The sequence below is a fragment of the Pseudoduganella guangdongensis genome (assembly GCF_009857475.1).
Taxonomy (GTDB): domain Bacteria; phylum Pseudomonadota; class Gammaproteobacteria; order Burkholderiales; family Burkholderiaceae_D; genus Rugamonas; species Rugamonas guangdongensis.
Window position 1 is genome coordinate 1 of record NZ_WWCJ01000019.1, and the last position, 17,747, is coordinate 17,747.

20 protein-coding genes and 1 pseudogene are annotated in these 17,747 nt (G+C 64.0%); 12 read left to right on the plus strand and 9 right to left on the minus strand.

Annotated elements, in window-relative coordinates:
• From GTP41_RS21205 to GTP41_RS21235, 7 genes and pseudogenes are all read left to right on the plus strand, one after another.
• A pseudogene (locus tag GTP41_RS21205) lies at window positions 1–582 on the plus strand (hypothetical protein); the annotation flags it as partial.
• Window positions 582–1,076: a hypothetical protein gene (locus GTP41_RS21210; RefSeq protein WP_229503002.1), complete on the plus strand. Its 495-nt coding sequence runs from the start codon at window positions 582–584 to the stop codon at window positions 1,074–1,076. The pseudogene GTP41_RS21205 and the gene GTP41_RS21210, both read left to right, overlap by 1 nt.
• On the plus strand, window positions 1,073–1,741 hold the full coding sequence (locus GTP41_RS21215; RefSeq protein WP_161027582.1) for a C39 family peptidase: 669 nt from the start codon (window positions 1,073–1,075) through the stop codon (window positions 1,739–1,741). Before GTP41_RS21210 ends, GTP41_RS21215 begins: the two co-directional genes overlap by 4 nt.
• Window positions 1,742–1,752: 11 nt before the next feature.
• Entirely contained in the window at window positions 1,753–2,163 is a 411-nt protein-coding gene (locus tag GTP41_RS21220; protein ID WP_161027583.1) for a hypothetical protein, read from the plus strand.
• 22 nt (window positions 2,164–2,185) lie between these two features.
• On the plus strand, window positions 2,186–3,490 hold the full coding sequence (locus GTP41_RS21225; RefSeq protein WP_229502993.1) for an acetate kinase: 1,305 nt from the start codon (window positions 2,186–2,188) through the stop codon (window positions 3,488–3,490).
• Window positions 3,491–3,540: 50 nt separating this feature from the next.
• The gene (locus tag GTP41_RS21230; RefSeq protein WP_161027584.1) at window positions 3,541–4,485 is read left to right on the plus strand and encodes an MBL fold metallo-hydrolase; all 945 of its coding nucleotides are present in this window, start codon (window positions 3,541–3,543) and stop codon (window positions 4,483–4,485) included.
• A 286-nt stretch (window positions 4,486–4,771) separates the two neighbouring features.
• A complete protein-coding gene (locus tag GTP41_RS21235; RefSeq protein ID WP_161027585.1) occupies window positions 4,772–5,596 on the plus strand; it encodes a THxN family PEP-CTERM protein in 825 nt (274 codons plus the stop codon).
• Here the strand turns inward: GTP41_RS21235 and GTP41_RS21240 are convergent.
• The 3 genes from GTP41_RS21240 to GTP41_RS21250 form a co-directional block, all read right to left on the minus strand.
• Window positions 5,578–6,633: an alkene reductase gene (locus tag GTP41_RS21240; protein ID WP_161027586.1), complete on the minus strand. Its 1,056-nt coding sequence runs from the start codon at window positions 6,631–6,633 to the stop codon at window positions 5,578–5,580. The genes GTP41_RS21235 and GTP41_RS21240 overlap by 19 nt on opposite strands.
• Window positions 6,630–6,938, minus strand: a complete 309-nt coding sequence (locus tag GTP41_RS21245) for an ArsR/SmtB family transcription factor (protein ID WP_161027587.1) — start codon at window positions 6,936–6,938, stop codon at window positions 6,630–6,632. The genes GTP41_RS21240 and GTP41_RS21245 overlap by 4 nt, the downstream gene beginning before the upstream one ends.
• Before the next feature lie 76 nt (window positions 6,939–7,014).
• Window positions 7,015–7,374 (minus strand): DUF1304 domain-containing protein, encoded by a 360-nt coding sequence (locus GTP41_RS21250; protein WP_161027588.1) that lies wholly within the window; start codon window positions 7,372–7,374, stop codon window positions 7,015–7,017.
• A gap of 124 nt (window positions 7,375–7,498) precedes the next feature.
• Between GTP41_RS21250 and sugE the strand changes: the two genes are divergently transcribed.
• On the plus strand, window positions 7,499–7,819 hold the full coding sequence (sugE, locus tag GTP41_RS21255) for a quaternary ammonium compound efflux SMR transporter SugE (RefSeq protein WP_161027589.1): 321 nt from the start codon (window positions 7,499–7,501) through the stop codon (window positions 7,817–7,819).
• Here sugE and GTP41_RS21260 read toward each other — a convergent pair.
• Window positions 7,722–8,621, minus strand: coding sequence for a substrate-binding periplasmic protein (locus GTP41_RS21260; RefSeq protein WP_161027590.1), 900 nt, complete (start codon window positions 8,619–8,621; stop codon window positions 7,722–7,724). The genes sugE and GTP41_RS21260 overlap by 98 nt on opposite strands.
• A gap of 39 nt (window positions 8,622–8,660) precedes the next feature.
• Complete coding sequence (locus GTP41_RS21265; protein WP_161027591.1) at window positions 8,661–9,623, minus strand: M14 family metallopeptidase; 963 nt, start codon at window positions 9,621–9,623, stop codon at window positions 8,661–8,663.
• A 63-nt stretch (window positions 9,624–9,686) separates the two neighbouring features.
• Between GTP41_RS21265 and GTP41_RS21270 the strand changes: the two genes are divergently transcribed.
• Window positions 9,687–10,844: an acyltransferase family protein gene (locus tag GTP41_RS21270; RefSeq protein WP_161027592.1), complete on the plus strand. Its 1,158-nt coding sequence runs from the start codon at window positions 9,687–9,689 to the stop codon at window positions 10,842–10,844.
• Window positions 10,807–11,505, plus strand: coding sequence for a hypothetical protein (locus tag GTP41_RS21275; RefSeq protein ID WP_161027593.1), 699 nt, complete (start codon window positions 10,807–10,809; stop codon window positions 11,503–11,505). Before GTP41_RS21270 ends, GTP41_RS21275 begins: the two co-directional genes overlap by 38 nt.
• Here the strand turns inward: GTP41_RS21275 and GTP41_RS21280 are convergent.
• The 3 genes from GTP41_RS21280 to GTP41_RS21290 all read right to left on the minus strand — a co-directional run bounded on the left by GTP41_RS21280 (window position 11,502) and on the right by GTP41_RS21290 (window position 13,542).
• Window positions 11,502–11,969: a hypothetical protein gene (locus GTP41_RS21280; protein ID WP_161027594.1), complete on the minus strand. Its 468-nt coding sequence runs from the start codon at window positions 11,967–11,969 to the stop codon at window positions 11,502–11,504. The two genes, GTP41_RS21275 and GTP41_RS21280, sit on opposite strands and share 4 nt — an antisense overlap.
• An 85-nt stretch (window positions 11,970–12,054) precedes the next feature.
• Window positions 12,055–12,924: a pirin family protein gene (locus tag GTP41_RS21285; RefSeq protein ID WP_161027595.1), complete on the minus strand. Its 870-nt coding sequence runs from the start codon at window positions 12,922–12,924 to the stop codon at window positions 12,055–12,057.
• Between the two features lie 18 nt (window positions 12,925–12,942).
• Window positions 12,943–13,542, minus strand: a complete 600-nt coding sequence (locus GTP41_RS21290) for an FMN-dependent NADH-azoreductase (RefSeq protein ID WP_161027596.1) — start codon at window positions 13,540–13,542, stop codon at window positions 12,943–12,945.
• A gap of 113 nt (window positions 13,543–13,655) precedes the next feature.
• On the opposite strand from GTP41_RS21290, the gene GTP41_RS21295 reads away from it, so the two are divergent.
• Window positions 13,656–14,555 (plus strand): LysR family transcriptional regulator, encoded by a 900-nt coding sequence (locus GTP41_RS21295; RefSeq protein WP_161027597.1) that lies wholly within the window; start codon window positions 13,656–13,658, stop codon window positions 14,553–14,555.
• 102 nt (window positions 14,556–14,657) lie between these two features.
• Here GTP41_RS21295 and asd read toward each other — a convergent pair whose 3' ends face one another.
• Window positions 14,658–15,521 (minus strand): archaetidylserine decarboxylase, encoded by an 864-nt coding sequence (gene asd / locus GTP41_RS21300; RefSeq protein ID WP_161027598.1) that lies wholly within the window; start codon window positions 15,519–15,521, stop codon window positions 14,658–14,660.
• Window positions 15,522–15,611: 90 nt separating this feature from the next.
• Here asd and GTP41_RS21305 point away from each other — a divergent pair, with 90 nt between their 5' ends.
• Window positions 15,612–17,744 (plus strand): TonB-dependent receptor plug domain-containing protein, encoded by a 2,133-nt coding sequence (locus GTP41_RS21305; RefSeq protein WP_229502994.1) that lies wholly within the window; start codon window positions 15,612–15,614, stop codon window positions 17,742–17,744.
• The last annotated feature ends 3 nt before the right edge of the window (window positions 17,745–17,747 follow it).

Here is a 17,747-nt window from a genome sequence, read left to right on the forward strand (position 1 = left end):
GTGCCCGCCCTCGACCGCGTGGAAATCGGCTACACCTGGTACCGCCGCAGCGCCCAGCGCACGCATGTCAACACCACCTGCAAGCTGCTGTTGCTGGCGCACGCCTTTGAAACCCTGGGCGGCGCCGGTGCGGCAGGTGGCGCGGGCGGCAGCGGTGCGGCCAGCGGCATGGCCAGCAATACCGGCGGTGCCAGCGGCGCTGGCGGCGACGGCAATGGCGGTGCGGCCAGCGGCGGCTCCGGCAATGGCGCGGCTGGCAGCGGCGGCGCGGCGACCAATGGCAACGCCCAGGCCGGTGACGGCGGGGCAGGCGGCGCCGGCGGTGGCGGCAATACCGGCGGTGCGGGAGGCGACGGTGGCACCAACACCGCAGGCGCCGCCAACGGTGGCGCAGGCACGGGCGGTGCGGGAGGCGCGGGCGGAACCAACAGCGTCAGCGCCGGTACGTTCGACATGTCCAACACCATGAGCAATGTCGGCCAGTCGGCGGCCGGCATCATGGTGATCAGCCAGAACAATGGGATGTCCTCGCTGGTGCAGCAAAGTGTCAACGTGCAGGCCAACCTTGGTGTAGGCAAGTGATGGGCGCCGGCGTGCGGAGCGGCTTGCCCGCCCGCCGGCCAGTGCCGGCCGTCCGTCGGCTAGGGTGGGCGGCGGCGCTGTGCGGCGCCTTGCTGCCGGCGGCTGCGCCGGCGGCACCGTGGGCTGGCGTGCTGCCGCTGCCTTCCCTGGCAGCAGCGGCCGATGCGACGGTGGCTGCTGCTGCGGTGGCTGATGCCGCCGTGGCTGGTGTTGCGGTCGCTGCTGCGGTCGCCGCGCCAGCCCCGGCTGGCGCTGACAAGACGGTGCGTGACGAGAAACTGGAACAGATGCGTGGCGGCAGCGACACGCCGTGGAGCGATATGAAGCTGGCGGGGACGGTGGCCAACAATAGTGCGGTCAATGTGGTCACCGGCTCCAATATTGTCACGGACAGCGCGTTTTCCAACGCGTCCGGATTACCGATGGTGATACAGAATTCCGGCGCCAATGTGCTGATCCAGAATGCCACCATCATCAATGTGCAAATCAAATGAAAGGCAGACTCGGCGTTCTGGCATTACTGCCGGCATTTGCCGTGCAGGCCGCCGACTTCAGTGCCGGCGGCGCCAGCTTTGTGGTGCCGGTAACCAGCCTGAAGGAAGCGCGCTTTCGCAGCACGGTGCGCCAGCAGTACGACTTCAGCTGCGGTTCGGCCGCCTTGGCGACTTTGCTGAGCTACCACTACGACTTTCCCGTCACGGAGCAGGAGATCTTCCGTGAGATGTTCTTGCGCGGCGACCAGCCGCGGATCCGGCGCGAAGGCTTTTCGCTGCTGGACATGAAACGTTATTTGGCCGCGCGCGGATTTACGGCGGACGGCTTTGAGCAGCCGCTGGACAAGCTGGCACAGGCTGGCCTGCCCGCCATTGTGCTGGTGGCCGAGAATGGCTACCGCCATTTCGTGGTACTGAAAGGGATGCAGGGCCAGCGTGTGCTGCTGGGCGATCCGGCCGGCGGCACGCGCGCCATATCGCGCCAGGGCTTCGAGGCCATCTGGCAAAACCGGCTGCTGTTCGTGATCCATAGCCGGCCGGGCAAGCCGCGCTTCAATGAGCTGGCCGACTGGCGCGTGGCGCCGCAGGCGCTGCTGGCGGACGGCATAGTGCGCGACAGCCTGCGCGATGTTACGCTGCCCAAACTGGGCGGCGGTGATTTTTGAAAGGGGCATATATGTGGCGTGGAGTCGGAGGAATATTGCTGGTGCTGGCCCAGCCTGCCATGGCGCAGGGACCGCCGGAGGGCTGGACGCCGGCCCCGGAAGCGCAACTGGAACAGGCGCGCGGCGGGGCCGATCCCGGCCTCGGCCTGTTGGCGGCGTTTGGCGTGGAGCGCCTGGTGGAGGTGAACGGGGTGGTGGTGGCGCGCCAGCGCCTGGACTTGTCGGACATGATGCGGGCCGGGGCGATGCAGGAGGCCGGTGCCGCGCTGGCGCCCTTGCTGGTGCAGAACAGCGCGAACGGGCAGTTGATCCGCAGCCTGACCACCATCGACATGACGGTGAATGCCTTGTCCACATTGAAAAGCCTGAACCTGGAGGGCAATTTGCGCCAGGCCCTATCGAACGTCATTGTGCCGCGTTAGCAGGCCTCTACGAGGGGGAGCGATGCTTCAAACCAAATTCGCGGCGGGATTGCTGATCCTGGCCAGCCAGGCGGCGGCGCAGCAGGCGCCCCTTGAACGCAGCAATGCGGAGCTGAGCGCCGAACTGGCGCAGCTCAAACAGGCGCTAGCCGAGCAGCGTGCCTTGCTGGACGACTTGCGGCGCCAGGTGGCGGAGGAACGGCTGGCGGCAACGCGCGGGGCCGGCGCCGCTGGGGCCGGCGCGGGGCAAAGCCAGCCGCAGCCGGCCCCGCCGCGGCCGATTCCGCCGCAGCCAGCCGCGCCGGCCGGCCCGGCCGGCGGGCCGCCGGCGGTGGCGACAGTGGGCCAACCGCCCAAGCGCGACAGCAAGCCGCCCGAAGTGGCGCCCATCTTCGAATCGCCCGGCGTGCTGACCGCGCGCGGCAAGTACGTGCTGGAACCCTCGTTCCAGTTCGGCTATTCGTCCAGCAACCGTGTGGCCCTGGTGGGCTACACCATCATTCCGGCGCTGCTGGTCGGCCTGATCGACGTGCGCGAAGTGAAGCGCAACACCAGCACCGCCACCCTGAGCGGCCGCTACGGGTTGACCAATCGCACCGAGCTCGAGCTGCGTATCCCGTATATCTACCGTTCCGATTCCACCGTCAGCCGCGAACTGTTCGCCGGTTCCGCGGTGGAGAAAGTGTTCGATGTCAGCGGCCGCTCGGTCGGCGATGTTGAGCTCTCGGTGCGCCACCAGTTGAACGACGGCGGTGCCGACAAACCATTCTACGTGGCCGGCCTGCGTGTGAAGACGCGTACCGGCAAGGACCCGTTCGAGGTTGTCACCGACTGCGTGCGCCGCTGCGTCGGCGAGAACGTCACCGGCACCGGCCTGCCGCTGGAATTGCCGACCGGCTCCGGCTTCTACGCCGTGCAGCCCAGCCTGACCTGGCTCTACCCCAACGATCCGGCAGTCTTGTTCGGCAGCGTCAGCTACCTGCACAATTTCAAACGCAAGGATCTGAGCCGGCGTGTCCTCGATGGCGAATGGGAACCGATCGGCACCATCAAGCCCGGCGGCGTGATCGGTTTCAATTTCGGCATCGGCCTGGCGCTGAATGAAAAGACCTCGCTCAGTTTCGGGTATGACCACAGTTCGATCGCGCGCACCCGCCAGAACGGCGTGCCGGCGCCGGGCTCGGTGCGCACCCAGCTCGGCACCTTGCTGGTCGGTTTCTCGTACCGCCTGAACGCCAAGCGCAGCGTCAACGTCTCGGTCGGCGCCGGCCTCACGCGCGACACGCCGGACGTCTCCATCCTGGTGCGGGTTCCGACGAGCATGTAGTTGCCGTATACGCTAAGCTAGCGTTTTGGCAACCAAGAAGAGAGACATCCATGATCCTGAAAAAGCTCGCCCTACCGATCGCCATCGCCGCCATCGCCGGCACCGCGCACGCCGCCGCGCCGATGGTCAAGCACCAGTCCCCCGGCTTTTACCGCATGGCTTTAGGCGACTTTGAAGTGACTGTGCTGAACGACGGCACGGTGGACCTGCCGATGGACAAGCTGCTGCACCAGAAAGCGGAAAAGACGGTCAAGACGCTGGAGCAGCACTTCCTGAAGACCCCGGTGGAAACCTCGGTCAACGCCTTCCTGGTCAATACCGGCAGCAAGCTGGTGTTGATCGACACCGGCGCCGGCGGCCTGTTCGGCCCGACCCTGGGCAAGCTGGTGCAAAGCCTGAAAGCGGCCGGTTACCAGCCGGAGCAGGTCGATGAGATTTATATCAGCCACCTGCATGGCGACCACGTCGGCGGCCTGGGCCCGCTGGACAAGCCGGCCTTCCCGAACGCGGTGGTGCGCATGGACAAGCGCGATGCGGATCATTTCCTGAGCAAGGTGAACCTGGAGAAAGCGGGCGCAGAGGCCAAGGGCAACTTCCAGGGCCCGATCAACGCCGTGGCCGCTTATGCGAGCGCGGGCAAGCTGCAGCCATTTGACGGCAATACCGAGCTGGTGCCGGGCGTGCGTTCGACGTCGAGCTATGGTCATACGCCGGGGCATACGACCTATGTGGTGGAGAGCAAAGGGCAGAAACTGGTGCTGATGGGCGACTTGATGCACAACGCGGCGGTGCAGTTCCCCGATCCGTCGGTGACGATCCAGTTCGACAGCGACGCTAAAGCGGCGCTGGCGCAACGCAAGGCCGCGTTTGCCGAAGCGGCGAAGCAGGGCTACTGGATGGCGGCGGCACACTTGCCATTCCCTGCGCTGGGGCATTTGCGGGCGGAAGGGAAGGGCTATAAATTCTTCCCTGTGAACTATTCCGTACCACGTTAATTGCGAACATGGCCAGGGCGGCGCCTTGCGCCGGCCTGGCCATCATTTTGCTGGAACGATAACGATGATGCTTCTATTGTGAATTCTTTGCCCACAGTGCAACGTCGGTAACTTTTACATCCCGGTAAGTTCATACAAAAAAGTCACTCTTGCTTTTTAGATAGTTTCATTCAGCACTTGCCGCACTGCCCCCCGAGCTGGAATGAAAGATGCTCATATTGAATCGCCCGTCGTTGAAGCTGACGGCGATTAACAATTTGAACGTCATACCTGAACTGGGGGAGTAATGAAAAAGAAGCTATGGAAATTGGGTGCCCTGCTGGGCGCATGCTGCGTTGCCGTTAGCGCCCACGCCGGACCGTTGGTTACCCAATGGTCGTTTACCCTGGACGCCAACTGGAGCGGTGCTCCCGTCTTCACCGGCGGCGGTGGCACGACCTTCAGCGATGCCGCGGAAATTAGTTGGGGCGCCGCGGGCGACATGCATACCGTGGGCAGTGGCCGCAGCGGCCTGGAGATTACCAACGCCAACTCGGCCGGCCTGGTGAACACGAACGGCCTGGCCGCCACCACCAACACGATTACCCACTATAACAATGTGGTTGCCGGCGGCTCGTCCACGTTGAGCACGGCTATGCTGCTCAGCACGTTGTCGTTGACGCCCACCTTGCCGGCGCCGGGCCCGGTCATCGGCCCGACGGCCATCAACTTCGCCATCAACTTCAGCGAAACCAGCAACGGCGCGCCGTGCGGCTTCCCCTCGACCTCGGAGTGCGATGACATCTTCATTATCGGCACCGGTTCGTTGAACAACCAGTTCGACTACGACGGGAATACCTACTTCGTCAGTTTCTTCGAGAGCACCAACAACCTGAAGGCCTTGCCAGCCGCCACGTGCGCCGCGGCTGGTGCCGCGCCCAATTGCCTGGGTTTGCAAACGCAGGAGGGGCAGTTTACACCGGCCATCTTCAAGTTCACGATCACCAGTGAGCGCGTCGTGATCGAAGTGCCGGAGCCCCCGGTGCTGGCATTGTTCGCGCTAGGCGCGCTGGGCCTGGCCTTGGCCAGGCGCCAGCGTGCCGGGGGCAGCGATCAGGCGAGGGCAGGGTAGTCGGTATACCCTTCCGCCGACGGAGCGTAAAACAGCTCCGGCCGCTGGGCGTTCAGTGGGGCGCCCAGTTGCAGGCGGCGCGGCAGGTCCGGGTTGGCGATAAAGTCCTTGCCCCAGGCAATCGCATCGGCCTTGCCTTCCGCCAGCGCAGCCTGGGCGCCGGCCAGGTCGAACTTCTCATTGGCCACATACACCCCGCCGAATTCGCGCTTGAGCAGCGGGCCGAGCGAATCGTCACCGACCGCCTCGCGTGCCGCGATGAAGGCGATGCCGCGTTTGCCCAGCTCGCGTGCCACATAGCCGAAGGTTGCGCTGGGGTTGGAATCGCCCATATCGTGCGAATCGCGGCGCGGCGCCAGGTGCATGCCGACGCGGTCGGCACCCCAGACGCTGATGACGGCGTCGGTCACTTCCAGCATCAGGCGGGCGCGGTTCTCCACGCTGCCGCCGTACTGGTCGGTACGCTGGTTGGTCGAATCCTGCAGGAACTGGTCGAGCAGGTAGCCATTGGCGCCGTGCACTTCCACGCCGTCAAAGCCAGCCTTCTTCGCATTTTCCGCACCCAGGCGGTAAGCTTCGACCACACCCGCCAGTTCTGCCGTATCGAGCGCGCGCGGTACCGCGTAGGGACGCACCGGGCGCAGCAGGCTGACATTCCCCTTGGCCGCAATCGCACTCGGCGCCACCGGCGCCTGGCCGTCGAGCAGGCTCGGGTCGGAAATGCGGCCCACATGCCACAGCTGCAGCACGATCTTGCCCCCCTTGGCGTGGACCGCCTCGGTCACCAGCTTCCAGCCCGCCACCTGCTCATCGGACCAGATCCCGGGGGTGTTCTCATAGCCCACGCCCTGCGGTGTGACCGACGTCGCCTCGCTGATGATCAGGCCGGCGCTTGCGCGCTGCGCGTAGTACTCGGCCATCAGCGCGTTTGGCACGCGCCCGCCGCCCACGGCGCGCGCACGGGTCAGGGGCGCCATGATGACGCGGTTTTTCAGTTGCAGGGCGCCGATGGTGATGGGGTCGAACAAAGTGCTCATAGGGTCTTCCTTTCATGCTCAATAAATTGCTGGATGACCGCTTCATTGCGTTTGAAGAAATTCCACTGGCCGACCCGCTGCACCGTCACCAATCCCGCTTTCTGCAGGATGGCAAGGTGGCCGGAGACGGTCGACTGCGACAGGCCCGCCTGCTTGTCGATCAGGCTGGCGCACACGCCGAATGTCAGCGGATGGAGCTGGTCGCTGAAATACGCGTCCGGTTCCTTCAGCCAGGACAGGATCTGGCGCCGGACCGGATTGGCCAGGGCTTTGTGGATTGCATCAATGTCAATGGTATTGGTCATATTTCGGTGTTCTCCGATGATTATATCGGAAAGTTCCGATGCGTATATCGTGGCATGACGATGGACTTCAAGAGCATTATTTGAATTGGTAGAGCACCAGGGCGGCGACGGCTGGCACAGTTTGCACAAAGACAATACGGCGGCTGACGGTCAGGCCGCCCCAGATGCCCGCCACGGCGACGCACAGCAGGCCGTAATGGACGAAAGCGCTGGCCACGGCCGGGTCACCGTGCACCAGGCCCACGGCCAGGGCCGCGGCCAGGAAGCCGTTGTAGCAGCCCTGGTTGGACATGGCCGGCTTGACGATGGCGGCCTTCTCGGCGGACAGGCCGAACACGCGGCGCCCACGGGTGTCGAAAAAGACCGTTTCCAGCAGCACGATGTAGACGTGGATCAGCAAGACGAGGACGACGGCGGCCTGCGCAAGCAGCAGCATGGGGGGGCTCCCTGAAAGTTTAAAGACCAGATGATATACTGTCGGCCTTCTCCCGCGGGGACGACCCCGTCGCAATGCCAGGGAGCCAGGCCGGGACGACCCGGCTATGACTTGGGAGAACATCATGTCCTGGATTATCCTGTTGCTTGCCGGCCTGCTCGAAGTTGTCTGGGCAGTGGGCCTGAAATACACCGAAGGTTTCAGCAAACTGGTCCCCAGCGCGATCACCTTGTCCGCCATGGCGGGCAGCGTCGTGCTGCTCGGGCTGGCCCTGCGCACGCTGCCGCTGGGCACCGCCTACGCCATCTGGACCGGCATCGGCACCATCGGCACCGTCATCTGGGGCATCATGATGCTGAACGAGCCAGCCAGCGTGGCGCGCCTGGCCTGCATTGCCATGATCGTGCTCGGTATCGGCGGCCTGAAAGTGCTGTCGGCCCATTAATCCTCGGCGGCGGTGACGGGCCCAGGCCCGAATCGCCCGTCCATCGGCCATAGATACGCGCCAGTTCGCCGCTCTCCTGCAGCTTGCGGATGGCGGCGGCAAGCAGCGGCAAGGCCTGCGGCGGCGCCTTCTTGCTCACCCATAGATAGAGCGGATCCTCCTTCAAAATGGCCGGCATCAGCTTGACCTGCTGCTGCAGGCCGTGCTCGCGTATCAGCCAGCGCAGGGTAAGTTCGTTCATGTAGAAGAAGCGGCCGTGGCCAGCCAGGATTTTTTTCAGGTTGGTGAGGTTGGCGCCGGTGCTGTCATCGACCGCGATACCGCGTTCGCGCAAATGCTCGATATAGGCTGCGCCGCGCGAGGTGTTGACTAATGGTTTCAGGCGCGCGAGGTCGTCCAGGCTATTGACGACGGCATCGTCGTCGGCGGCTGCGGCGAGGCGCTGGCGTGACAGGTAAAGCGGCTGCGCGACCGGGTCGGCGATCTCGCGCCGTATGGGCGTATCGAGCAGGGCGCAGGCCACGTGCAGTTTGCCGTTGCGCAGGCCTTGCTCAATCACCAGCACCGAGCGAAAGTCGTGCAGGCCGTGAAAATGCAGGCGTGGCTCAAGGCGCGCAATGGCCGCCAGGATGTCGGGACACAGGCCGGCCGGCTGGCCCTGGCGCATCAGCCATTTGGGCGGCAGACTTTCCTGGCCCATGACGTGCAGATGCAGCACTTCGCCCGCTGCGGCGCAGCCGGGCAGGGCCAGGGCCAACATCATGTGCGCCATCTTCAGCGGGGCAAGCGGGCCTGTAGTCATTAAGCACTCCCGTCACCCCCATTGTATGGCGCATGCAGGTCAGGCGAAAGCGTCGCTCACTTTCGCGAGGTAGAACCACTCCGCGTTCGGCTTGGCATTGACGTCCGGGAACAACATATACGCATCGAACGGCGCCAGCACGGCGCTGCCATCGGCGCGGCGGCCGATTTCATCGCCGGCTTTGAGACGGTCAAAGCTGGACCAGGTGCGGCTGAAGGCATCGCCGGCATCGAGTTTGTCGTGCACTTCCACCATGGACAGGTATTCCATGTCGTCCAACGCGATCGGTACCGGCTTCGGTGCTTCGATCAGGCCGAAATGCGCCAGGGTGTTCATGATGGCGCGGTAAGCCACGTCCGGCGCCTGCGGATCGGCGTGCTGGCCGCATTCCAGGGTCAGGGCCATGCCGCCGGTGCTGCGCATGTATTCGGTGGTGCCGACGCCGTATTTCAGGACGGTTTGCAGTTCGCTGTCGTCACGCAGGCGGCGCGCCACGCCGGCGCCGTAGGTCGCCATCCAGCCGTCGACAAAGCGCTGCACGCCCAGGATGCGCGCCATGGCGCGTTCTTCCGCCTCATGCTGGAAGGGCTGCAGGGTGCCGTCGTTGTTGCGCGGGCCGACCATGACAAAGGGTTGGCTCTGGGCGTTGAAGGAGTGCAGGTCGAGCAGGATCTCATGCTGGCCGAGCAGGGGGCACAGCCAGTTGGCGATACGGTCTTCGAAATCCTGCGGGTTCTGGTTCGGGAACAGGTTGCGGTTCAGGTTGCGGTCGCCCGAGCGCACGCCCTTCTGGTAGGCCAGCGGATTGGTGATCGGCACGAAGGTCACGCTGCCGTTGGTGATTTGCAGTTCACCCTTATCCAGTTGCTCCATGACGCGCAGGATCGCCTTGGTACCGCAAGTTTCGTTGCCGTGCACCGCGCCGGTCACAATCAGGCGACGGCCCTGGCCCTGGCCCGTGTAGTTGACAGATTTGAATTGCAGTTTGCTGGCGTCGGTCATGCTGGTTCCTGGTCTGAGGTAGCGAATAGGTGGCCGGTATTCTATCGCAGGTAGAATGCGCGCATGAATCGATCTTCCCGAGTCCATGGCCTGGATACCTTGCGCGCGCTGGCCATCATGCTGGTGTTCGCCAACCATTACATGTCTTTCGTCAGCCATGAGGCGACGTTTGGTTGGTTCAGCCGGATCGGCTGGGCCGGGGTGGACCTGTTCTTCGCGTTGTCCGGCTACTTGATCGGCAACCAGATTTTCGCCGGCCTGCGCGATGACAGCGCGGCTGGTTTTTCCCTATGGCGCTTTTATGCGCGCCGCCTGCTGCGCACCGTGCCGGCGTATTACTTCGTGCTGGCGCTGTATGCATTCTGGCCGTACTGGGCCGGCGACTTGCCGCACGCGCCGTGGTGGAAATACCTGACCTTTACCCTGAACCTCGACCTGAAGCCGGGCACCCTGTTTTCCCATGCCTGGTCGCTGTGCGTGGAAGAGCAGTTCTACCTGCTGCTGCCGCCCGTCGCCCTGGCCATCGGCGCCGTCGCCGCGTCGCGCCGCGCCTTGGCGCTGGCGCTGGGCTGGGGCGCGTTGGCGGCAGCGGTGGCGGCAGGCATGTGGCTGCGCGCCGACTGGTGGCAACCATCGATGGACCTGGGCGCGCGCGGCAGCCAGCGCTATTACACCCTGATTTACTACTCCACGCTGGCGCGCTTCGACGAACTGCTGGCCGGCGTGGCGCTGGCCATGCTGCGTAATTTCCATCCCGCGCTGTGGCAGCACCTGACTCGCCACGGCAACGCGATGCTGGCATCCGGCGCGGCGCTCACCGCGCTGGCCTTCTGGCTGCTGCTGGAGGCCCACTTCAGCTGGAGCATGTCGGTCTTCGGCTATCCTTTGCTCGGCCTGGCGTTCGCCATGCTGCTGCTGGCCGCCCTGAGCGAAGGTTCGCTGCTGGCGCGCACCCGCATCCCCGGCATGGGCGCCATCGCGCTCTGGTCCTACTCCATCTACCTGACGCACAAGCAGTTGTGCATCCTGCTGGCGGAGCATGTCGAGCCCGACCAGCCGGCCAGTATTGCACTGATGATCGCCGCCAGCATTGTCGCCGGATGGCTGTTATATTTTGCGGTCGAGACGCCGTTCATGTGGCTACGCGAGCGTTTCATCCCGTCCAACTACAAACGGAGACCGCATGAAACAGCTGTTGGCAGCCTCGCTGCTGCTCCTTAGCGCACAAGCCAGCGCCCAGCAAGTGCCCGCCGGGCCTTTCGCCCGCATGGTCGTGATCCAGCCCAAGCCGGGGCTGGGCGCCGCATTCGAGCAGGGCTACCAGCGCCACCTGGAATGGCATCGCAAGGTTGCCGACCGATGGACCTGGCACGGCTGGTCCTTCGTACTGGGCGAGCGCCTTGGCCTGTTCATGGACGGCACGTTCGGCCATGCCGCCGCCAACTTTGACGCCGCCGTGCAGCCGGCCGCCGATGCCGCCGACAACGCCGTGAACGTGGTGCCGTATGCCGATTTCCTCAGTCATGGCGTGTTCAGGAGGCTGGAAGGCGCCAGCGTGGGCGCGGCGCTGCCGGATAGTTCTCCCTTCCTGGCCATGAGCACCTACACCGTGGCGCCGGGCGATGTGATTGCCTTTGAGCGCCAATTGACCGCGCGCGCCACCCGGCCCGCAGGGCAGGGCGGCGCTGAACGCTATACCTGGTACCGGTTGCAGATCGGCGGCGAGGGCGCGCAGTATGTGCTGATGCGCGCCGCCCCGAATTTCGCCGCGGCGGCTGAATTGCCCGACGTGCTGCCGATAGGGACGGGGCCGATGCTGCGCGGCGTGCGCACCGAATTGCTGCGCTATCGCGCCGACATGAGCTACATCCCGAAAGACTAGCCGCGCATTTCGATCACGTTGTCGGTCTGCGCGTCGAGCAGGAACGCGAACAAGGCGCGCACGCGGGCCGGCGCTTCGAAGCCCTCGGTTGCCTCGATGGCTGCGCGCAGGCCGGGTGCGCCTTCAATGATGTGCGGGCTGGCGTAGGCGCGGATCAGCAGGGCGGCCAGCTGTGCCGCCTCGCGTTCATGATTGTGGCGCAGGCGGCGTTCGATCACATCGATCAGCGCGCGCTGCATGCGCGGCGTCGGGTTCTCGATGTGGGCGAAGACCAGGGGCGTGTTGGCGATGGCTGCGCACAGGCGGCGCTCGATGTCGTCCGGCTTGGTGTCGGACGCGATATCGAAATAGGCGCCGGTCCAGCGGGTACGGGCGTACTGGTGGCCGGGCGGGAAGGAGTCGGCAGTGTCGAAGCCGAGCGCGTGGCTCAGTTTCTTCAACCAATCAAGGATCACGGTGCTCATGGCGGCAATTGTACAGCCATCGGCGCGCCGTGTTATTGCATGGCGCGGTGCCTGAGGGTCAGCAGGCACCGCGCCAGGGCGGGCATCACGCTGCGTGGGCTTCTTCACCCAGACGGCCGGCGCGGAAGTCCTCCACCGCCTGGAAGATCTCGGCCTGCGAGTTCATCACGAACGGGCCGTATTGCACGATCGGCTCATTCAGCGGTTTGCCCGACAAGAGGATGAAGCGGCTATCCGGCCCAGCCTTGACGCTGACGCCATCGGCGCCCTCGTTATTGGCCAGGATCGCCATGCTCTGCGCCGGCACCGCTTTGCCATCCACCACCACCTCGCCGCGGTAGACGTAGATGAAGGCGTTGTGGCCCTGGCGGATCGCCTGGCTAAAGCCGGCGCCGGCCGGCAGCTCGACATCGATATACAGCGGCTCGGTCACCTCGCGCTGCACCGCACCCGCCACGCCCTGGCTTTCGCCAGCGATCACGCGCACGGTCGCACCGCTTTCGGTCTGCAGCAGCGGAATCTCTGCCGCCTCGAAATCCTTATACCAGGGCGCGCGCATCTTGTCCTTGGCCGGCAGGTTAAGCCACAGCTGGAAGCCCTCCATCAAACCCTGCGCCTGCTCCGGCATTTCGGAGTGGATCACGCCACGACCAGCCGTCATCCACTGCACGCCGCCGCTGGCCAGCAAGCCCTCGTTGCCAGCGCTGTCGCGGTGGCGCATACGGCCGGTCAGCATATAGGTCACGGTTTCAAAGCCGCGATGAGGGTGGTCGGGGAAGCCCGCGATGTAATCGTTGGCTTGCTCCGAACCGAAATTGTCCAGCATCAGGAACGGGTCCAGGCGACGCTGCAGGGGCTGGGTCAACACGCGATTGATCTTCACGCCAGCGCCATCCATCACGGCCTGGCCGCGGATAATCCGTTCCACTGTGCGGGTTTGAGCAATGTTGTCCATATTATTTTCCTTTGTGAGTTAGGCCAGCAGTTCTTCAACACGTGCATCCGCAGCCGCTTTCTGCTGCGCCGCCACCTCCGGACCATAGCCCTGGCCCTCGATGAACACGTACTCCACATCGGTCAGGCCGATGAACGCCAGGAACAATTTCAGGTGCGGGAACTGGGTATCGGTGGCTGCATCCTTGTGCATGCCGCCGCGCGAAGTCGCCACATACACCTTCTTCCCTTGCAGCAGGCCGAGCGGACCGTTCTCGGTGTACTTGAAGGTCACCCCAGCGCGGGCGATCGCGTCGAACCAGGACTTCAACTGCACGGTGATGCCGAAGTTGTACATCGGCGCGCCCAGCACGATCACATCCGCCGCCTGCACCTGAGCAATCAGGGCATCATCCAGGGCCACGCGGGCCGCTTGTTCCGGGCTGCGCTGATCGGCCGGGGTGAACAGGGCCTGCAGGGCGGACTCGTCCAGCACAGGGTGCGGGTTGGCAGCCAGGTCGCGCACCGCCACGGTCGCGCCAGGATTGGCGGCCAGCAACTTGTTCACGATATTGCTTGCGACGCGGGACGACTCGGAACCGGAGCTTTTAGCGCTGGAGTTGATTTGCAGGATGTTCATGGTGTGCTTCCTTTCGAATGGGGTTTATTGCTGCGATGGAGTCACTATAGCGGTTCCATATTTGCTCCAGAAGCCGTTAAAATGGATAATATCGTGCCACCAATGGAACAATCATGACGGAACTCGACCCTGGCGACCTGCTCCTGTTCGCTCGCATCGTGGAATTTGGCAGCCTGAGCCAGGCCTCCGAGCGGTTGCAATTGCCCAAGTCCACGGTATCGCGTCGCTTGAGCCAGTTGGAAGCCCGGCTCGGCGAGCGACTGCTGACGCGCACCACGCGCAAGCTGGTGCTGACCGAGTTCGGCGCCAGCCTGCTCGAGCACGCCCGCCGCGTCGCCGAAGAAACGGAAGCCGCCGGCGCCCTGGCCCAGCACCGCCAGCAGGCGCCAAGCGGCCTGTTGCGGGTCTCAATGCCGGCCGACTTCGCCAATATCCACCTGGCCGACATCCTGCCCAGCTTCATGGCAAAGCACCCGGCCATCACCCTAGAGTTGGATTTATCGCCACGCCGGGTCGACCTGGTGGCAGAGAACTTCGACATCGCGATCCGCATGGGTGCGCTGCCGGACGACGCCACGCTGGCGGCGCGCAAAGTGCTGATATCAACGTGGGGACTATATGCCGCGCCCAGCTACACGGTGGTGCACGGTTTGCCCGAGCACCCCGACGACCTGTTCCAGCATGAATTGCTCAGCCTGCGGCGCATGGCCAACGGCATGGTGCGCTGGCCGCTGACGCGCGGCAAGACGACCTGGGAACGCGATGTACCGGTACGCCTGATGGCCAACTCGCCGGACTTGCTAACAAGGATGGCCGCCACCGGCATGGGCATTGCCACCTGCACGACGCAATTCGCCGCCCCCCTGGTCGCGCGTGGCGAGCTGGTGCGCGTCTTACCCGACTGGTGCTTCCCGCCCGTGACCGGCTGGGCCGTATTTCCCGGCCGCCGACTGATGCCCGCCAAAACCCGCGCCTTCCTCGACATGCTCGAGTCAATTCGGGGTCAGGTCTGACAATCGGACAGCTAGCGCTATCGTTTGACTTTTCTCAAGACGCTAGACAGGGCGATTTCGCGTATTGAGGTTTATCAAAGCTCGTGCGTCGGTGTCCGAATGTCAGACCTGACCCCGAATTTGGTTGGCCATGAGCTCGCCCAGGCGGACGGGGGCGGCGGGTTGCCACTTTTGGTTGAACTGCAGGGTGTTCTTGGGGAAGAGCATGACGACCGTGGAGCCCAGCAGGAAGCGGCCCATTTCTTCGCCTTTCTTCAGCACGATGTTCTGGTCGGCGTAGGTCCATTCGGTGACCGCCGGCAGGCGCGGTGGGTTCACCAGGCCGTGCCAGACCGTGGCCATGCTGCCGACAATCGTGGCGCCGACCAGTACCATCACGAACGGGCCGAAGGCAGTGTCGAATTCGCATACCACGCGTTCGTTGCGGGCGAACAGGCCGGGCACGCCGCGGGCGGTGGTGGGGTTGACCGAGAACAGCTCGCCCGGCACGTAGATCATGCGCTTGAGCTTGCCTTCGCAAGGCATGTGGATGCGGTGGTAGTCGCGCGGGCTCAAATACAGGTTGGCGAAGCTGCCGTGCTCGAAGTGCTTGGCGAGCTCGGCGTCGCCGCCGACCAGGGCAGTGGTGCTGAACTTGTGGCCCTTGGCCTGGAAGATCTGGTCGCCTTCAATCACGCCAAACTGGGAAATGCGGCCGTCAACCGGGCACACGAAGTCGGCCTGCGCCAGCGGGCGGGCGCCGGGTTTCAATGCGCGGGTGAAGAATTCGTTGAAGCTGTGGTAGCTGGCGATGTCGGAGTTGGCCGCTTCGTCCATGTTGACGTCGTACTTGGCCACGAACCAGCGGATCAGGCGGGTGGTCATGCCGCCACCCTTGGCGCCCGCGACGCGGCCGGCAAAGTTGGTCAGGGCGCCTTTCGGGAGCAGGTATTGCGGCAGTACGGCGAGTCGGGACACGGTCGGCATTCCATTCATTGAAAGATGCGGAATTATATCCTTGCTACCGCTTGCGCCATAGGGTACAGTTGCGCCCGAGCATTATTTAACTTTTTAGCAATGATTCGCCTGACACTGATCGCCGCCGCAGTCCTCTCCGCCACCCATGCCATGGCGGACGAGAAAGAAGCTGAACCCATCCAGAAGGTCGAGGTCAAGGCCGCGGCCGATACCTATAATCCGCGGCGCGACGATACCGCCAGCAAAATCATCGTCAATAGCGATGAGCTGAAGCGTTATGGCGATACCTCCATCGGCGATGCGCTGAAGCGGGTGCCGGGCGTGACCGTCGGCGCCGGTGGGCGCGATATCCGGATGCGCGGCCTGGGCAGCGGCTATACGCAGATCCTGCTGAACGGCGAGCGGGTGCCGCCGGGCTTCAATATCGAGACCGTGGCGCCGGATAGTATCGAGCGCATCGAGGTACTGCGTTCGGCCAGCGCTGAATTCAGCACGCAGTCGATTGCCGGCACCATCAATATCGTGCTGAAGAAGGCGGTGAAGACTGCCCAGCGGGAATTCAAGTTCGGCGTTGGCCGCAGCAGCGAGATGACCAACCCAACCGGCAATCTTGTTATGTCGGATAGGGACGGCAATTTCTCGTACTCGGTCAATATGCGTGGCAGCCGCTTTGAGTTTGACCGCAATAGTTTTACGGACGAGGAGTCGTTCGCGCCGAGCGGCGCGCCGACGATGCGCCGGCGCATGAATGTCTTTGATCGCGGCCATGCGCGCGCCCTGGAGTTGTCGCCGCGCCTGAACTGGAACCTGGAGAATGGCGATACGCTGACCTCTCAATCATTCTTTAACCAGAATATTTTCAAGAGCACCATCGATCGCGGCTTCGAGGGCGATGCGCCTTTCTATGATGGCGTGCATGTCGTTAACCAGAACAAGACGTCGTTCATGCGCTCGGATTTGAACTGGGTGCATCGGTTCGGCGAGGGTGCGAAACTGGATGCCACGGTCGGTGGAAATCGTTTGCGCTCGAAGGGGCAATGGTATGAGACCGATGCGCGCAATGGCGTGGACGCGCTGCAGCATGATGTCTTTAGCGGCGTGCGCGAGTGGGGCGTGAGCAGTACCGGCAAGTATTCGGCGCCGCTGGGGGCGGAGCATGCGCTGGCGCTGGGCTGGGATGTGGGCTTTACCGATCGCGATGATTGGCGCAATCAGCGCGATCTCAAACTCGATACCGGCGCGCGCGATCCGCGTGATGAGGGCTACCAGTCGTCCGTGCGGCGCAGCGCTTTGTATGCGCAGGATGAGTGGAGCCTGAGTAAGCAGTGGTCGGTGTACATGGGCTTGCGTTGGGAGGGCATGGAGACGCGCAGTTCGGGCGCTGGCTTTGCGCCGGTTCGTAACCGCAGCAGCGTGTGGAGTCCCTTGGCGCAGACGCTGTATAAACTGCCGAATGGGAAGGATCAGTTGCGTGCTGCGTTGACGCGCACTTATAAGGCGCCGAACGCGGGCAACCTGTCGGCGCGCCGCTTCACCGCGACCAATAACAGCAAGCTGGAGACGGATTGGATCGGTAATCCGAACCTGAAGCCGGAGCTGGCGACTGGCCTGGACGCGGCCTATGAGCATTACTGGGCGGAGGGGGCTTTGTTCAGCGTTGCGGCGGCTGCGCGGCGTATAAATAATTTCACGCGCCGTACCGTGCGCGAGGACGAAAGCGGGCGCTGGGTGACGACCATGATGAATAACGGCCGCGCCGATGTGCGCAGCCTGGATGTGGAAGTCAAATTCCCGCTGAAGGCGGTGATGGACGATGCGCCGGGCGTGGATGTGCGTGCCAGCGTTAGCCGCAACTGGTCGCAAGTGCGCTCGGTGCCGGGGCCGCATAACCGGCTGGACCAGCAGGTGCCTTTGAGCGCTGTGTTGGGGGCGGATTACAAGACGCCGGATGGGGCGTGGAGCCTGGGCGGCAGTTTCAATTTCCGTGGCGCGGGCCTGGTGCGCATGGGGGATGAGCAGTATGACTGGTCCACCGTGTCGCGCCAGTTGGATGCTTATGTGGCGTGGAAGATTGATCCGAAGACGCAGTTGCGCTTATCTGCGTGGAACCTGATGGCGCGCGATTCCGTGTCGCGCTCGACCTTCCGCAACGCGCAGGATGGGGTGAGTTCGACCGCGTCCACCACGCCTGGCGTTCGTAATATTCGCTTACAACTTGAGATGCGCTTCTAAGCT

What these genes read in the sequence shown, in the direction of transcription:
- GTP41_RS21305 (WP_229502994.1), top strand. Translation starts at nt 15,612, where the DNA reads ATGATTCGCCTGACACTGATCGCCGCCGCAGTCCTCTCCGCCACCCAT.
- GTP41_RS21250 (WP_161027588.1), bottom strand. Translation starts at nt 7,374, where the DNA reads ATGCTGCTGCTTGCGCAGGCCGCCGTCGTCCTCGTCTTGCTGATCCAC.
- GTP41_RS21275 (WP_161027593.1), top strand. Translation starts at nt 10,807, where the DNA reads ATGAAACAGCTGTTGGCAGCCTCGCTGCTGCTCCTTAGCGCACAAGCC.
- GTP41_RS21280 (WP_161027594.1), bottom strand. Translation starts at nt 11,969, where the DNA reads ATGAGCACCGTGATCCTTGATTGGTTGAAGAAACTGAGCCACGCGCTC.
- asd (WP_161027598.1), bottom strand. Translation starts at nt 15,521, where the DNA reads ATGCCGACCGTGTCCCGACTCGCCGTACTGCCGCAATACCTGCTCCCG.
- GTP41_RS21210 (WP_229503002.1), top strand. Translation starts at nt 582, where the DNA reads ATGGGCGCCGGCGTGCGGAGCGGCTTGCCCGCCCGCCGGCCAGTGCCG.
- GTP41_RS21230 (WP_161027584.1), top strand. Translation starts at nt 3,541, where the DNA reads ATGATCCTGAAAAAGCTCGCCCTACCGATCGCCATCGCCGCCATCGCC.
- GTP41_RS21220 (WP_161027583.1), top strand. Translation starts at nt 1,753, where the DNA reads ATGTGGCGTGGAGTCGGAGGAATATTGCTGGTGCTGGCCCAGCCTGCC.
- GTP41_RS21270 (WP_161027592.1), top strand. Translation starts at nt 9,687, where the DNA reads ATGAATCGATCTTCCCGAGTCCATGGCCTGGATACCTTGCGCGCGCTG.
- GTP41_RS21260 (WP_161027590.1), bottom strand. Translation starts at nt 8,621, where the DNA reads ATGACTACAGGCCCGCTTGCCCCGCTGAAGATGGCGCACATGATGTTG.
- sugE (WP_161027589.1), top strand. Translation starts at nt 7,499, where the DNA reads ATGTCCTGGATTATCCTGTTGCTTGCCGGCCTGCTCGAAGTTGTCTGG.
- GTP41_RS21235 (WP_161027585.1), top strand. Translation starts at nt 4,772, where the DNA reads ATGAAAAAGAAGCTATGGAAATTGGGTGCCCTGCTGGGCGCATGCTGC.
- GTP41_RS21245 (WP_161027587.1), bottom strand. Translation starts at nt 6,938, where the DNA reads ATGACCAATACCATTGACATTGATGCAATCCACAAAGCCCTGGCCAAT.
- GTP41_RS21265 (WP_161027591.1), bottom strand. Translation starts at nt 9,623, where the DNA reads ATGACCGACGCCAGCAAACTGCAATTCAAATCTGTCAACTACACGGGC.
- GTP41_RS21295 (WP_161027597.1), top strand. Translation starts at nt 13,656, where the DNA reads ATGACGGAACTCGACCCTGGCGACCTGCTCCTGTTCGCTCGCATCGTG.
- GTP41_RS21285 (WP_161027595.1), bottom strand. Translation starts at nt 12,924, where the DNA reads ATGGACAACATTGCTCAAACCCGCACAGTGGAACGGATTATCCGCGGC.
- GTP41_RS21290 (WP_161027596.1), bottom strand. Translation starts at nt 13,542, where the DNA reads ATGAACATCCTGCAAATCAACTCCAGCGCTAAAAGCTCCGGTTCCGAG.
- GTP41_RS21215 (WP_161027582.1), top strand. Translation starts at nt 1,073, where the DNA reads ATGAAAGGCAGACTCGGCGTTCTGGCATTACTGCCGGCATTTGCCGTG.
- GTP41_RS21240 (WP_161027586.1), bottom strand. Translation starts at nt 6,633, where the DNA reads ATGAGCACTTTGTTCGACCCCATCACCATCGGCGCCCTGCAACTGAAA.
- GTP41_RS21225 (WP_229502993.1), top strand. Translation starts at nt 2,186, where the DNA reads ATGCTTCAAACCAAATTCGCGGCGGGATTGCTGATCCTGGCCAGCCAG.